Raw genomic sequence first — 13884 nt, 5'->3', positions numbered from 1 at the left:
GAAGCTGCGGATATGAGCCGGAGCAGCGAATCGGATACGTGGAACGATGACCTATTGCGTGGGAATGCGACTGGATCGCGGGTTGGTCTTCATGTCCGACACGCGGACGAATGCCGGGCTGGACAACATTGCCACCGCCCGCAAGATGCATACGTGGGAAGTGCCGGGCGACAGGGTCATCACCCTGATGACCGCCGGCAACCTGGCCACGACCCAGTCGGTCGTCGGCATCCTCGACGAGCGCACCAAGGCCCCGGGCGACCGGTCGCCGTCGATCCTGCAATCGCCGTCGATGTTCCAGATCGCGCGCGAGGTCGGCAAGACCCTGAAGGAAGTGATCCAGTCCAATGCCGACAGCGGGGCCGAGGCCGCGGCCTTTGGCGCGACGATGATCCTGGGCGGCCAGATCAAGGGCAGCGAACCACGGCTGTTCCTGATCTACCCCGAGGGCAATTTCATCGAGGCCTCGGAAGACAATCCCTTCTTCCAGATCGGCGAGACCAAGTACGGCAAGCCGATCCTGGTGCGGGCCTTCGACCGGACGGCCAGTTTCGAGAACGCGATCAAGCTGCTGCTGGTGTCCTTCGATTCGACGATCAAGTCGAACCTGTCGGTCGGGCTGCCCATCGATTACGTGACCTATGCGGGCGACAGCCTGCGGTTCGGCCAGCAGGGCCGGATCCTGGACAGCGATCCCTATTTCCAGGACGTGTCCAGCGGCTGGGGCGAGGCGCTGAAGGATGCCTTTCGCCAATTGCCCGATTTCAGCTTTCCCGACTGATCGGGCGCCTTCACGGTCCGAGGCGCAGTCACGCGACTGTCCAGACTGATCCGGCGCGGTCACGGTCACCGCCAGAGGCACAGTCACGCGACTGTCAAAGGTACAGGCATCGACCCGGCCACACGTGTCGGCCGGCCACCGGTCCTGTCACCAGTATTGGCCTGTCGCTGATCCTGTCTTTATCATTGGCCTGGCCCGGCCAGCGACACGGGTCTCGAAAAAAACAACGGTCTGGCATCGGTCCGACAGCCTACATTGGCCCGTCACTGGTCCCGTCACCGGCATCGACCTGTCGCCGCCCCCGTTCCCGACATCGACCTGTCATTGTCATCGGCCCTTAAACCCCCCCCCCGCAATGGCCCAGACGCCGGACGCCGATACCCCCGCCCGAACGTCACAAAGACCGGACGCCGATACCCCCCCCGGAACGGCAAAACCGTCGAGCCTGGATAGCCACCCCACCGGCACAAGCGCCCGGCCCCCCATCGAGGGGGCCCGCACGCTGCCCGGATCACCTTGGGTGATCGGGCGGCGCGGTGTGTGTCGCCGGGGGGCTGGGGCCGACCATCACGGCCCCGTGACAGGCCGGGCGGGGAGCCCTTGACCTTCCAGTAACTGGAAGCCCTATCTGGGGGGCATGACACAGACATCCTCCTCCCGCATCCACCTGACCCTTGATGGCATGACCTGCGCCGGCTGCGTGTCGCGCGCGGAAAAGGCCCTGTCTTCGGTGCCGGGAATCGGCCCTGTGCAGGTCAACCTGGCCAACCGCCGGGCCACGATCGACCCCGGCACGGCCACCACCCCGGCGATGCAGGCCGCCCTGCAACAGGCCGGCTACCCGGCGGTCGAGGACGACATCCGCCTCGATATCGACGGCATGACCTGTGCCGGCTGTGCCCGCCGGGTGCAGGACGCCCTGGCCGCCGTGCCCGGCGTGACCGCGGCCGAGGTCAATTTCGCCGCCCGCACGGCCCAGCTGCGAGTCCTGGACGGGATGGCCACGGCCGACGACCTTGTCGCGGCCGCCGAGCGCGCCGGCTATCCGGCCACGCCCCATGTCGAGGACACCGGCCAGCGCAGCGCCGACGAGGTCGACACCGCCCGCCGCAGCATGCTGATCGCCCTGGCCCTGACCGCCCCGATCTTCCTGCTGGAAATGACCGGCCATGTCGTGCCGGCCGTGCATCACTGGATCGCGGCGACCATCGGGATGGAGACCTCCTGGACGATCCAGGCCGTGCTTGCCACGGCCGTGCTGGTCTTTCCGGGCCGTGATTTCTATCGCCTGGGCCTGCCCCGGCTGATCCGGGGCGAGCCCGACATGAACACGCTGGTCGCCCTGGGGTCCGGCGCGGCCTGGATCTTTTCGACCTTCGCCCTTCTGGCCCCGGGCCTTCTGCCCGACGGGACGCGGGCGGTCTATTACGAGGCCGCGGCGGTCATCGTCACGCTGATCCTGACCGGCCGCTGGCTGGAAGCCCGGGCCCGCGGGCGCACCGGCGCGGCGATCCGCCGGCTGATCGCCCTGCGCCCCGACACCGCGCTGGTCGACACGCCCGACGGGCCCGAGGAACGGCCCGTGGCCCGGCTGCGGGTCGGCGACGTGCTGGTCGTGCCGCCCGGGCGCAGCCTGGCGGCCGATGGCCAGGTGACAGCGGGCGAGAGCTATATCGACGAATCGATGATCACGGGCGAGCCCGCCCCGGTCTTGCGCGGCCCCGGCGACACGGTGGTCGGCGGCACGGTCAACGGCTCGGGCACCCTGCGCGTGCGGGTGGCCCAGGTCGGCGCCGATACCGTCCTGTCGCGCATCGTGGCCATGGTCGAAGAGGCCCAGGGTGCGCATCTGCCGATCCAGGCCCTGGCCGACCGTGTCGTGCGGATCTTCGTGCCGGCGGTGCTGGGCGTGGCGGCGCTGACCTGGGTGGCCTGGATGCTGCTGGCCCCGGCGCCGGCCCTGCCGCATGCGCTGGTCGCCGCGATCTCGGTCCTGATCATCGCCTGCCCCTGTGCCATGGGCCTGGCCACGCCGACGTCGATCATGGTCGGCACCGGCCGGGCGGCGGAACTGGGCGTGTTGTTCCGCAAGGGCGCCGCGCTGGAAGGGCTGGCCGGCATCCGGGCCATTGCCTTTGACAAGACCGGCACCCTGACCGAAGGAAGGCCGACCCTGACCACCCTGCGCCCGCTGGGCGACGCGGACGGCGGCGACGAAAACCGGGTGCTGGCGCTTGCCGCGGCGCTCGAACGCAGCTCGGACCACCCGATCGGCCGGGCCATTGTCGCCGCGGCCGAGGCGCGCGGGCTGACCCTGCCCGAAGCCACCGACGAAGAGGCCCTGCCGGGCTATGGCCTGTCGGCCCGGATCGACGGCCAGGCCATCCTGCTGGGGGCCCGCCGGTTGATGACGCGCGAGGGCATCACCCTGCCCGAGATCCCCGACAGCGGGGCCGACACGCCGGTCTGGCTGGCCGTGGACGGGCGGATCGCGGGCTATCTGGCCGTGTCCGATCCGATCAAGCCGGATGCCGCCCGGGCCGTGGCCGCCCTGCGGGCCGAGGGGCTTGAGGTGGCCATGATCACCGGCGATGCCGAGGGCCCGGCCCGGGCCATTGCCGACCGGCTGGGCATCACCCGGGTGGCCGCCGAGGTACTGCCCGGCGACAAGCGCGACGCCGTGCGCCGCCTGCGTGAGGAACTGGGCCCGGTGGCCTTTGCCGGCGACGGGATCAACGACGCGCCCGCCCTGGCCGAGGCCGACGTGGGCCTGGCCATGGGCACCGGCACCGACATTGCCGTCGAAGCCGCCGACGTGGTCATGGTGTCGGGCGCGGTGGCCGGGGCGGTCAATGCCGTGCACGTGGCCCGGCGCACGCTGGTCAACATCCGCCAGAACCTGTTCTGGGCCTTTGCCTACAACACCGCCCTGATCCCGGTGGCCGCCGGGGTGCTCTATCCGCTGACCGGCACGCTGCTGTCGCCGATGCTGGCCGCCGGGGCGATGGCCCTGTCCTCGGTCTTTGTCCTGTCCAACGCCCTGCGCCTGCGCGCCCTGGCCCCGGCGCTGGCCGAAACCGCCACCACCCCGGGCCGGGCGACAGCGCCCAAGGAGGTCACCCCATGAACATCGGAACCGCCGCCAAACGCACCGGCCTGCCGACGAAGACCATCCGCTATTACGAGGATATCGGCCTGATCCGCCCGGCCCGCGACACCAACGGCTACCGCGATTTCTCGGAAAGCGACGTGCACAAGCTGGCTTTCCTCGGCCGCGCCCGGTCGTTCGACTTCTCGATCGAGGATTGCCGCTCGCTGCTGGCCCTTTACGAGGACGACACCCGCGCGTCGGGCGACGTCAAGCGCATCGCCCAGGTCCACCTGGACCGGATCGACGCCAAGCTGGCCCAGCTGGAGGAAATGCGCCGCACCCTGGCGTCTCTGGTCGATTGCTGTGCCGGCGACAACCGCCCCGATTGCCCGATCCTGCGCGATCTCGCCGCCGGGGAGTGACCCCGGCGGGGTGGGGTCATTGCTGCATTGCGGCATCCCGTGGTATGCAATGGCCATCGCGCGGAAAAATGCGGCAAAATCCCGAAATCGGCATATTTTCGCATACATTGCAAAGCATTGTACGCGGGATGCCGCAACGTCCAAAGGCATAGCAGCTATGCGTCCAGGCGCGTTGAAGACCCGGCCGGCGACACTTATTCTGCATTGCAGCAAGACAGGGAACGCCAAGCGCCGCACGGGGACAGCCGGGCGGCAGACATAGCCGGGGCCAACGGGTCGCGGCATAGCCGATAGGATGACGACGATGAAAACGACCTTTGCTGCCGCACTTGCCTTGGCCACGATCGCCGGCGCGGCCGGTGCCGATGTGATCACCCTCAACCAGCCGCTCTCGGGCGCCAGCCTGCATGACGGCGGCGTCGACATGAACGTCTACATGACCGAAGCCGATGGCGGCATGGAAGTCGTGGCGACCTATACCCCGGTCGACACCTTTGCCCCGGCCCGCGTGGCGATGGTGCTGGCCGATGGCGACGAAGTGGGCTTTGGCCTGCCGGGTGCGCCCACGGCCTATTACACCTTTGCCCGCTCGGGCGATGACGTGACCGTCACGGCCAGCCCCGTGGGCGTCAAGTTCGCGGCCAACTGAGGCCCCGACACCGACGGGTTGCGAGACCCACAGAATACAAGGTTTGGTCCGGATCTCCTCCTCCCTTAGCCGGATCAATATCGCCGCCGCGCCTCCTCCTCCTCCCTGGCGCGGCGGCTTTTTCATGCCAGGCCACCCCGGTGCATCCCGGGGGGATCAGTTGCGCGACTGGTCGGCGCCCATCAGCCGGGGCAGGTCGCCCCAGCGGGCCACGGCCGAAAACACCAGCAGTGACACGGTGATGAAGGTGATCGCCGCCACGGCCATCGTCGGCGTATAGCCGTTGCGGAGCGAGTTGAAGATCTGCAGCGTGACCGTCGAATAGGACGAGGCCGAGACAAAGAACATCACGATGAACTCGTTGAACGACAGCACCAGCGCAAAGAAGAAGCCCGAGGCGGTATAGGGCAGGGTCTGGGGCAGGATGATCGTGCGAAAGGTCACCCGTTCGGTCGCGCCCATGGTCGCCGCGGCATCCAGGTGGGCCCGGTCGATGCCCTGCAGGCCGATCGAGATCGTGACCAGCGGCAGGGCCATGAACAGCGCGGCATGGCTGACGATCCCGGCCCAAAGCGTGCCCAGCCCGCCCAGGAAGGCCCAGAAGAACCCCAGGCCGACGCCGAAGACGATCGGGGGCAGGGCAAAGGGCATCGACCCCAGCGCGGCCACTGCCCGCGACAGTTTCGACCCCGAGGCCCAGAGCCAGTAGGCCAGCGGCCAGGCCAGCCCAACGGCCAGCGCGGCCGAGCCGAAGGCCACCAGCACCGAATGCCACAGCGCGGTGGTCCAGACGCTTTCGGTCAGGAAGAATTCACCGAATCGCGCCAACGTCGGATCGCGCGGGGGAAAGAACATCGTGCGCCCGCCATTCAGCGCCGCGGCCGAGACAACCAGGATGGGCAGCGACAGCATCAGCGCCGACAGCCCCATGAAGACCGGGCCGAGCCACCTCATGCCCGGGCCTCGCGCCGGCTGGTCAGCTTCTGGCCCAGCCACAGGAACAGCGCGGCGGTCAACAGCAGGATCACGGCCTGGGCCGCGCCAAAGGGCGCATCCAGGTTGGCTCCGCGCACGGCCTCATAGATCGCGATGGCCGTGGTGTGCTTGGCCGGTTCGGCGAAGACGGTGATCGAGACATAGGCGCCCAGCAGGAAGACAAAGAGCAGCAGCGTGGCCCCGATCAGCGGCAGGCGCACGGCCGGCAGGACGATGGTGCGGGCCACGGTCCAGGGCCCGGCGCCCATGGTCCGCGCAGCTTCGGACAGCGACGGATCAAGCCGCGACAGGGCCGGGTACAGCAGGATCACGGCATAGGGCCAGACGAGGTAGGACATGCACATCACCGTGGCCAGCTCGGAGGTCTTGAACTTGACGTTGCGGGGCGAGGCCAGGCCCCAGTCGCGCAGGGTGTCGAACCAGCCGACATCCTTCAGCCATTGGGTCAGCCCGGTGACCTGGAACAGCTTGGGCAGGCCGGAATTGTTCGACAGCAGGATGTCCCAGCCCATGACGATAAAGACCTCGGACAGCGACAGCGAGGCCAGCAGAAAGACCAGCCAGCGGGCCTGGGCGCGCCGGGACAGGCGGGTCATGAGGTAGGTAAAGGGCAGGGCGGTGAGCACGGCCAGCACCGACGCGACGATGGCATAGCGCAACGACCAGTAGAGTTGTTGCAGGTAGAGAAAGGTGGTTTCCTCGGGCCAGAGCGCGCCGACGAAGAACCGCCGGTAATTGGCGAAGGTAAAGGCCCAGTCCCAGCCCGCGCCTTCGATCTTCTGGCCGAAGGAAATGGCCAGGACCAGCACGAAGGGCACCAGGCAGAGAAACAGCACCAGCCCGGTCAGCAACCAGGGCCAGGCCGGGCGGCGCTGCGGCGGGCCGGGCGGCGCGGGCCGGGTGGTGTCGATATCCACGGCGGCGGTCATCCCGGGGACACCGGGCCAATGGCCGGGCGTGTGGCCGGGCGATCAGGCGTGCAGGCGGGCTGGCATTCAGGCGGGCAGGCGGCCATGCAGGCGGGCGGGCGGATCATCGCGAACTCACTCGGCGGCCAGGGGGGCAGCATCGGCGGGAAAGACATGCAGCGCGTCGGGCGGCAGGCGCACCGGCACCTGTTGGCCCACGGCATAGGCCGGGGCATCCTCGCCCAGGGCATATTCGACGATCATCGGCCCGATGGCCGTGTCCAGGTGGATGTCGCGCACCGGTCCCAGGTCGCGCACAAAGGTCACCCGGGCGGGCAGCACGTTGTCGGCCTGGGCCGCGTCCAGCGCGGCCATTTCCGGCCGGATGGCAATGCGCACCGGGCGCCCGGCGGTAAAGTTCGGCGGCTGGCCCGTGGCCAGGGTCACATCGCCCAGCCGCAGCCCCTCGGGCCCGGCCACCGCATCGAAGAAATTGGCCCGGCCGATGAAATCGGCGACGAAGGCATTGACCGGCCGGTGATAGATGTCGTGCGGCGAGCCGGCCTGTTCGACCCGCCCGTTCGACATGACCACGATCCGGTCGGCCATTGTCATGGCCTCGCGCTGGTCATGGGTGACAACGATGGTGGTGATGCCCAGCCGCTGCTGCAACAGCCGTAGCTCGACCTGCATTTCCTCGCGCAGCTTGGCATCCAGCGCCGACATCGGCTCGTCCAGCAGGAAGACATCCGGCTCCTGGGCCAGCGCCCGGGCGATGGCCACGCGCTGGCGCTGTCCGCCCGACAGGGCGCCGATCCGCCGGTCGCCGAACCCCTGCAGCTGGACCAGGTCGAGCAGGCCGTCGGCCCGGGCCCAGGCATCGGCCCGGCCCATCCCCGCGATGGTCAGCGAATAGGCCACGTTCTCGCGCACGCTCAGATGCGGGAACAGGGCGAAATTCTGGAACACCATGCCGAACTTGCGGCGGTGGGCCGGCCGGGCGGTGATGTCCTGCCCGGCCAGCAAGATGCGCCCCGAGGACGGCTCTTCCAGCCCGGCGATCATCCGCAGCAGCGTGGTCTTGCCACAGCCCGACGGGCCGAGAAGGGCGGTCAGCTCGCCCTCGGCAAAGGTCAGGTCGACCCGTTCGACAGCGCGCACGCTGCCGAACGTCTTGGCGATGTCCTTCAGGACAAGCCCGGCCATGGATCAGGCCCCGGCGAGCATCTTGTCCCAGGATTCCTTCATGAAGGTTTCCTTGTCGAGATAGGCCTCGTAGGCGATCTTGATCGCCGGCGTGCCCGAGACAAAGGCAAATTCCTCGTCCGTCAGGTCGGTCGCCGATTGCGGCACCAGCGGCGCGGTGCCGATCTTGCGCGACATCAGCGCCTGGGTCGACGGCATCGACGAGAAGTTGATGAACTCGGCCGCCTCGGCCGATTTCTCGGACAGCGACGACAGGCACCAGGACCCGTAATCCTGCGGGTTGCCTTCCTCGGGGAAGACCGGCTGGATCGGGAAGCCGTCGGCCTTCATCAGGTTGGCCACGTCCAGGTAATACTGGCCGCCGATGACATCGCCGTTCTTCATCGATTGTTCCATCTGGCTTTCGGCCGACCACCACAGCGCCACGTTGGGCTTCAGCTCGGCGGCCTTTTCGATCAGGGCCAGGATGCCGTCGTCGGTCTCAAAGGTCGACACGCCGTCGAAGAAGGTCGCGGCGATGATGTCGAGCAGGTTGGAATTGTAGTTCTTCGACAGGCCCAGCGATGCTTCGTAGACGTCGCTGTCCCAGAATTCGGTCCAGCTGACCGGCGCGGTGACCTCGTTGGGGTTGATCACCATGGCCGTGAACCACGACATCGCGCCGACGCCGATCGGGCCGGTGCCATCCTCGAAGATAAAATAGCCGTCCATCGAGCCGGTCTCGGGCATGGCCGCCATGTCGAGCGGTTTCAGCAGGTCGCCGATGCGGCTGGCCTTGATCATCGTCGCCCGGCCGTACAGCGACAGGTCGGCCGGCACGTTGCCCGCCGATTGCGCCTGTTGCATGGTCACCAGCCAGTCGGTCGAATTGGGCTGGGTCACGCTTTCGACGGCAATGCCCGTGGCCTCGGTGAAGGCCGGGTAGACAAATTCCTTGAAGGAATTCTCGAAATAGCCCCCGTAGGAGCCGATCTTGAGGCTGCGCTCCTGGGCGATCAGCGGCGTGCCGATGACGCCGGAAGCGGCGGCCAGGCCGGCCGCGCTGGCGCCGGTCCTGAGCAGGGTACGTCGGTTGATGGTGGTCATGGTCCTGGTCATCCCCGTTGCATCGGCGCTTCGTGGCGCCGGTTCTTGGTGATGTGATGGTGCGCGAACGGGTGCCCCTTCCGTCAACGCAGGTCGATCCTTTCGGCATCAAAGCCGCGAAAACCTGCCTATGTTTTGGGCGCGCGGCCCCGGCCTGACCGGGGTTTTGATCGAAACGGGGACGGATGCGCCCGGCCCGGGCCCAATCTGGCCCCGGATGCAGACACGGGAGAGAGCCATGAGAGCCGAGATTGCCGCCGATCAGCGCGCGCTGACCATCGACGATGCCACCCTGCCGGTGGTCGACCTGTCGGGCCTGTTCACCGGCGATGCGGGCGACACGGCCGCCGTGGCCGCCCGGCTGGGCGAGGCCGCCCGCGGCTCGGGCTTTTTCTACATCACCGGCCATGGCATCGACCAGGACCTGATCGACGCGGTCTTTGCCGCGGCAAAGGCGTTCCACGAGAAGCCCCGCAGCTTCAAGATGCGCTACTGGTCGGGCTTCACCACCCATCACCGGGGCTATGTGCCGTTCGAGGAAAACGGCCGCAACTTTCCCAAGTCGATCAATTTCAACGAAGCCTGGGACATGTCCTATGAAGCCCCGGCCGATCACCCCGATTACCTGGCCGGCTGGCGCCTGACCGGGCCCAACATCTGGCCCGACATCCCCGGCTGGAAGGACACGATTTCCACCTATTACGACGCCGTCTTTGCCCTGGGCCTGCGCCTCTTGGATGCGCTGGCGCTTGAACTGGGCGTGTCGCCCGACGAGCTGACCCGCCACATCTCCTATCCCTGCTCCCAGCTGCGCTTGCTGCGCTACATCGAGAACGACATGCCCGCGACAAAGGACATGGTCGGCATCGGCGAGCATTCCGATTTCGAATGTTTCACCATCCTGGCCACCGGCGCGCCGGGCCTGCAGGTCATGAATGCCGAGGATCACTGGGTCGAGGCGCCGCCGATCCCGGGCTGTTTTGTCGTCAACATCGGCGACATCTTCGAAACCTGGTCGGGCGGCCAGTTCAAGTCGACCCAGCACCGGGTCGTCAACCTGGGCCGCGAACGCTATTCCTTCCCGCTGTTCTTCGGGCTGGATTACCACGCCGTGGCCGAGGTGCTGGACAAGTTCCGCACGCCCGAGACGGTGGCGAAATACCCGCCGCTGAAGGCCGGCGAACATGTCATGCGCATGTCGGTCAAGGGCTTCCGCTACATGTGGGAGGCCTATCAGGCCGGCGAGATGCAGCTGGATTACGAGCTGCCCGAGGAAAACCCGTTCAAGCGCGAGGCCAAGGCGCCCGGCACCTGACAGGCCGCTCTTGTGCGGGCTGGCCGGCGGGCCATATAAGGGGCACAGACCCACGTGATACGGGAATTGTCGATGTTGGAGATTGTCCGGAGCTGATCCGGATCTCGCCTGACCGGGATCCGGCGTAACGCCCACGGCCGTGCCTTGCACGGGCGAACGGGCCGGCATGCCTATCTACCGGACAACATCCATGAACATATCCAGGAACGAACAGCGCGTGTTGCACGCGTTGGCACAGGGTGGCCGCATCCTTTATGAACGCGCGCCCAACGGGCGGGTGACCGAAGTGCTGTGTTTCACCCGCGACGGCCATGTGCTGGAAAACTGCACGCTCGACGTCTTTTCCCGCCTGCGCCGCAAGCGGTTCATCGAATCGCGCAACTCCAGCCCCTACCGGATTTCCGAACTGGGCCGCCGCAACGTGCGCGCCCAGCTCGACAACCGCTAGGACGGGGTCGGCCCTGCGGGGCCGGCCCCTTTTGCCCTTCGGGCGCGGTCAGCTGCGGTCAGTTCATGTACCGCCGCCAGTCGGCCAGGTGCGAAATGTCGGTCGCGCCTTCGGTGGCCGCCGTTTCGCACAGAAAGCCCTGCACCGTGCTGCCGTCCTCCAGCCGGATCGTACCGATGCCCAGAGGGGCGGGGATGGTCTGCATGAAGGACCCAAAGGCCGTCTCGGGCATCCGCCAGATCTCCAGCGCGACCGAGGCGCCCTGGCCCTCGCCCCTGCGGATCAGCCCGGGCCGGGCCACGCCTTCGCCGGGCAGGGCGTAAAAGCTGTAATCGGGCGCGGTGCGGGCGCGGGCCAGCAGGGTCGCGCCCCGGTCGGTCAGCGTGTGGTTCAGCGGCAGCCCGTCCATATGCGCGCCGCAGACCGCGATGTCGATCATGCCCGGCGCGCCGGCCCGGGTCGGCAGGTCGGGCGCGGGCCGGGCCCAGCCGGTGCCGCCCAGGGTGCGCGTGCCCGCCGCCTCGATCACCGTGGCCAGCCCGGCCACCATGGCGTCCTGCCCGGCCGGGGCCAGGAAGGTCAGGCTGCCCGGCCGCCCGTCGCTGCGCGCCGGGGCCGGCACGGCAATGCCGCACATGTCCATCAGGTTCACGAAATTCGTATAGGTGCCCAGGTTGGAATTGGGCGTCACCGGGTCGGCCTGCAGGTCGGCCACGGTGTAGAACGTCGGGATCGTCGGCACGCAGAGCGCGTCGATGCCCTTCAGCAGCGGCTCGGCCTGGCGGATCAGCTCCTTCAGCCGGTAGATCCCCTTGAACGCATCCGCCGCCGACAGCTTTTCCGCCGCGCCGATGATCTGGCGGGTCACTGGAAAGACCGCATCGGGCTGCTCGGTCATCATCTCTTCGATGGCCGCATAGCGTTCGGCCACCCAGGCCCCGTAATAGAGCATCTCGGCCACGTCGTAGAACGGCGTGAAATCCAGCTCGACGATCTCGCAGCCAAAGGCCTTCATGATCTCCAGCCCCTCGCGGAAGGATGCCGCCTGGGCGGTGTCGCCGAAGAACCGGATCGACGCCGCATCGGGCACCCCGAGACGGGCCGGAACCGGCGCGGCGAGGCCGCCCACCGGGATGTCGCGCGACCAGGCATCGGCCGGGTCATGGCCCGCCGCCGCGGCATAGGCCGCGAACCCGTCCTCGACCGTCAGCGCAAAGACCGAAATCGTGTCCAGCGTCCGGCAGGCCGGCACCAGCCCGCTGGCCGACAACGTGCCCAGCGTCGGCTTGACCCCCACGATATTGTTCAGCGCCGCCGGCACCCGGCCCGATCCGGCCGTGTCGGTCCCCAGCGCAAAGCTGACGATGCCATGGCCCACGGCCACGCCCGACCCGCCCGACGATCCGCCCGGCACGATCTCGGGGTCCAGCGCGTTCAGCGGCGCGCCATAGGGCGTGCGCACCCCGACCAGCCCGGTGGCAAACTGGTCCAGGTTGGTCTTGCCGATCAGCAGCGCCCCGGCCTCGCGCAGCCGCTTGACCACAAAGGCATCTTCGCCGGCTTCATAGGCAAAGGCCGGGCAGGCCGCGGTGGTCGGCTTGCCGGCCGCGTCGATATTGTCCTTGATCGCAAAGGGCACACCCCAGAGCGGCCGGGCCGGATCATAAGCCCCCAGCGCCCTTGCCTGGGCCAGCAGCTCGGCCTTGTCGAAGAGGCACAGGAAGATATGCGGATCGCCCACCGCCTCGATCCTGGCATAGACCTGTTCGATGACCTCTTCGGGCGAAAGGCCCGCGGCATAGGCCGCGCGCAGCGAGGGCAGGGTAAGGGGCAGATCGGCCATCGGGGGCGGTCCTTCTTCAACATCGTCGTCCTGGCCCGACCTTCGGCTTTGCAGGGCGTTTCCACAAATGCTAAGTTTTCACAAAAGCGGTGCGTTCTGTGCACCGCTCGGCCCGTTCCCCACAAGGTCTGACATGCGACATCTCCAGGATTTCGACGTTGTCGAAGCCATCATCCGCGCCGGTTCCATCCGCAAGGCCGCCGAGGACATGCACATCACCGCCTCGGCCCTGAACCGGCGCATCAACCGGTTCGAGGAAGAGCTGGGCTATGAGATCTTTGAACGCCTGCCCCGGGGCGTGCGCCTGAACCCGGCCGGCGAGCTGGTGCTGCACCACATCCGCGCCCAGCGGTCCGATTTCGCCCGCCTTCAATCGCAGGTCGCCGACCTGTCGGGCGTGCGCCGGGGCCATGTGTCGATCGCCTGTTCCCAGGCCCTGCTGCCCTATTTCCTGCCCGACCAGATCGCCCGCTACCGCAAGGACCACCCGGGCGTGACCTTTTCCGTCAAGACCCGCGACCGGGTCGAGGCCGAACATGATCTCTCGACCTTCCAGAGCGACATCGCCCTGGTCTTCGAACCCCAGCACATGGTCGATTTCGAGGTCATCCTGCAGATCCGCCAGCCCATCCACGTGCTGATGCGCGCCGACAACCCGCTGGCCGGCCAGGCCGAGCTGCGCCTGCGCGATTGCCTCGACCAGCCTTATGTCGCCCCGTCCGAACGGTACGGCGTGCGCGTGCTGATGGATGCCGCCGTGCGCCGGTCGACCTATCGCCAGATCGAGCCGGCCGTGGAATCCGAAAGCTTCGATTTCATGCGCCATTACATCCTGCACGAGAACGCCATCGCCTTTCAGTTTCCCATCGGCCTGAACATGACCGGTGGCCAGGGCTATGTCGCCCGGCCGCTGTCGACACGCGATGTCGCGCCGGGCAACCTGTTCCTGGGCCAGCTGCGCGGGCGCATCCTGCCCGTGGCCTCGGGCCGGTTCCTGCAACAGCTGGCCAGCGCCCTTCAGGGCCACGATCTCTAGCGGTGCGTTTTCTGCACCGCTCTTGGAAAAATATAGCATACGACAACACCGCAAAAGGCTCCTAGGCTCGGCCCGTCATCATAATGTGCCCCGCAGGCAACCC

The 13884-nt window shown here is 67.7% G+C and carries 12 protein-coding genes; 7 read left to right on the top strand and 5 right to left on the bottom strand.

Annotated elements, in window-relative coordinates; translation table 11 throughout:
- The first annotated feature begins 46 nt into the window (after positions 1-46).
- From ACK3BB_RS01885 to ACK3BB_RS01870, 4 genes are all read left to right on the top strand, one after another.
- Entirely contained in the window at positions 47-781 is a 735-nt protein-coding gene (locus ACK3BB_RS01885; RefSeq protein ID WP_428927033.1) for a peptidase, read from the top strand.
- Between the two features lie 637 nt (positions 782-1418).
- A complete protein-coding gene (locus tag ACK3BB_RS01880; RefSeq protein ID WP_428927032.1) occupies positions 1419-3908 on the top strand; it encodes a heavy metal translocating P-type ATPase in 2490 nt (829 codons plus the stop codon).
- Positions 3905-4294 carry a Cu(I)-responsive transcriptional regulator gene (gene cueR, locus ACK3BB_RS01875; RefSeq protein ID WP_428927031.1) on the top strand — a complete coding sequence of 130 codons (390 nt, stop codon included), beginning with the start codon at positions 3905-3907 and terminating at the stop codon, positions 4292-4294. The genes ACK3BB_RS01880 and cueR overlap by 4 nt, the downstream gene beginning before the upstream one ends.
- 304 nt (positions 4295-4598) lie before the next feature.
- Positions 4599-4943, top strand: coding sequence for a hypothetical protein (locus ACK3BB_RS01870; RefSeq protein ID WP_428927030.1), 345 nt, complete (start codon positions 4599-4601; stop codon positions 4941-4943).
- Positions 4944-5099: 156 nt separating this feature from the next.
- Here the strand turns inward: ACK3BB_RS01870 and ACK3BB_RS01865 are convergent, their stop codons facing one another.
- From ACK3BB_RS01865 to ACK3BB_RS01850, 4 genes are all read right to left on the bottom strand, one after another.
- Positions 5100-5897 carry an ABC transporter permease gene (locus tag ACK3BB_RS01865; protein ID WP_428927029.1) on the bottom strand — a complete coding sequence of 266 codons (798 nt, stop codon included), beginning with the start codon at positions 5895-5897 and terminating at the stop codon, positions 5100-5102.
- On the bottom strand, positions 5894-6868 hold the full coding sequence (locus tag ACK3BB_RS01860) for an ABC transporter permease (protein ID WP_428927028.1): 975 nt from the start codon (positions 6866-6868) through the stop codon (positions 5894-5896). The genes ACK3BB_RS01865 and ACK3BB_RS01860 overlap by 4 nt, the downstream gene beginning before the upstream one ends.
- A 114-nt stretch (positions 6869-6982) precedes the next feature.
- Positions 6983-8053 (bottom strand): ABC transporter ATP-binding protein, encoded by a 1071-nt coding sequence (locus ACK3BB_RS01855; RefSeq protein ID WP_428927027.1) that lies wholly within the window; start codon positions 8051-8053, stop codon positions 6983-6985.
- Between the two features lie 3 nt (positions 8054-8056).
- Positions 8057-9139, bottom strand: a complete 1083-nt coding sequence (locus ACK3BB_RS01850) for an extracellular solute-binding protein (RefSeq protein WP_428927026.1) — start codon at positions 9137-9139, stop codon at positions 8057-8059.
- A gap of 238 nt (positions 9140-9377) precedes the next feature.
- Here ACK3BB_RS01850 and ACK3BB_RS01845 point away from each other — a divergent pair, with 238 nt between their 5' ends.
- Both ACK3BB_RS01845 and ACK3BB_RS01840 read left to right on the top strand, forming a co-directional pair.
- On the top strand, positions 9378-10454 hold the full coding sequence (locus ACK3BB_RS01845; RefSeq protein ID WP_428927025.1) for an isopenicillin N synthase family dioxygenase: 1077 nt from the start codon (positions 9378-9380) through the stop codon (positions 10452-10454).
- 190 nt (positions 10455-10644) lie between these two features.
- Positions 10645-10902: a YjhX family toxin gene (locus tag ACK3BB_RS01840; RefSeq protein WP_428927024.1), complete on the top strand. Its 258-nt coding sequence runs from the start codon at positions 10645-10647 to the stop codon at positions 10900-10902.
- Positions 10903-10960: 58 nt separating this feature from the next.
- Here ACK3BB_RS01840 and atzF read toward each other — a convergent pair whose 3' ends face one another.
- A complete protein-coding gene (gene atzF / locus ACK3BB_RS01835) occupies positions 10961-12745 on the bottom strand; it encodes an allophanate hydrolase (protein WP_428927023.1) in 1785 nt (594 codons plus the stop codon).
- 133 nt (positions 12746-12878) lie between these two features.
- On the opposite strand from atzF, the gene ACK3BB_RS01830 reads away from it, so the two are divergent.
- Positions 12879-13781, top strand: coding sequence for a LysR family transcriptional regulator (locus tag ACK3BB_RS01830; RefSeq protein ID WP_428927022.1), 903 nt, complete (start codon positions 12879-12881; stop codon positions 13779-13781).
- Positions 13782-13884: the final 103 nt, after the last annotated feature.

Origin of the sequence: Marinibacterium sp. SX1 (assembly GCF_050389775.1) — a bacterium.
Classification (GTDB): domain Bacteria; phylum Pseudomonadota; class Alphaproteobacteria; order Rhodobacterales; family Rhodobacteraceae; genus Marinibacterium.
Note: the sequence above shows the minus strand (reverse complement) of the source record. Positions and strands in the feature narration are given on the sequence as shown.

Excerpts from the sequence above, each read along its gene's own strand:
- ACK3BB_RS01885 (WP_428927033.1), top strand. The coding sequence starts at position 47 with ATGACCTATTGCGTGGGAATGCGACTGGATCGCGGGTTGGTCTTCATG.
- ACK3BB_RS01880 (WP_428927032.1), top strand. The coding sequence starts at position 1,419 with ATGACACAGACATCCTCCTCCCGCATCCACCTGACCCTTGATGGCATG.
- cueR (WP_428927031.1), top strand. The coding sequence starts at position 3,905 with ATGAACATCGGAACCGCCGCCAAACGCACCGGCCTGCCGACGAAGACC.
- ACK3BB_RS01870 (WP_428927030.1), top strand. The coding sequence starts at position 4,599 with ATGAAAACGACCTTTGCTGCCGCACTTGCCTTGGCCACGATCGCCGGC.
- ACK3BB_RS01865 (WP_428927029.1), bottom strand. The coding sequence starts at position 5,897 with ATGAGGTGGCTCGGCCCGGTCTTCATGGGGCTGTCGGCGCTGATGCTG.
- ACK3BB_RS01860 (WP_428927028.1), bottom strand. The coding sequence starts at position 6,868 with ATGACCGCCGCCGTGGATATCGACACCACCCGGCCCGCGCCGCCCGGC.
- ACK3BB_RS01855 (WP_428927027.1), bottom strand. The coding sequence starts at position 8,053 with ATGGCCGGGCTTGTCCTGAAGGACATCGCCAAGACGTTCGGCAGCGTG.
- ACK3BB_RS01850 (WP_428927026.1), bottom strand. The coding sequence starts at position 9,139 with ATGACCACCATCAACCGACGTACCCTGCTCAGGACCGGCGCCAGCGCG.
- ACK3BB_RS01845 (WP_428927025.1), top strand. The coding sequence starts at position 9,378 with ATGAGAGCCGAGATTGCCGCCGATCAGCGCGCGCTGACCATCGACGAT.
- ACK3BB_RS01840 (WP_428927024.1), top strand. The coding sequence starts at position 10,645 with ATGAACATATCCAGGAACGAACAGCGCGTGTTGCACGCGTTGGCACAG.
- atzF (WP_428927023.1), bottom strand. The coding sequence starts at position 12,745 with ATGGCCGATCTGCCCCTTACCCTGCCCTCGCTGCGCGCGGCCTATGCC.
- ACK3BB_RS01830 (WP_428927022.1), top strand. The coding sequence starts at position 12,879 with ATGCGACATCTCCAGGATTTCGACGTTGTCGAAGCCATCATCCGCGCC.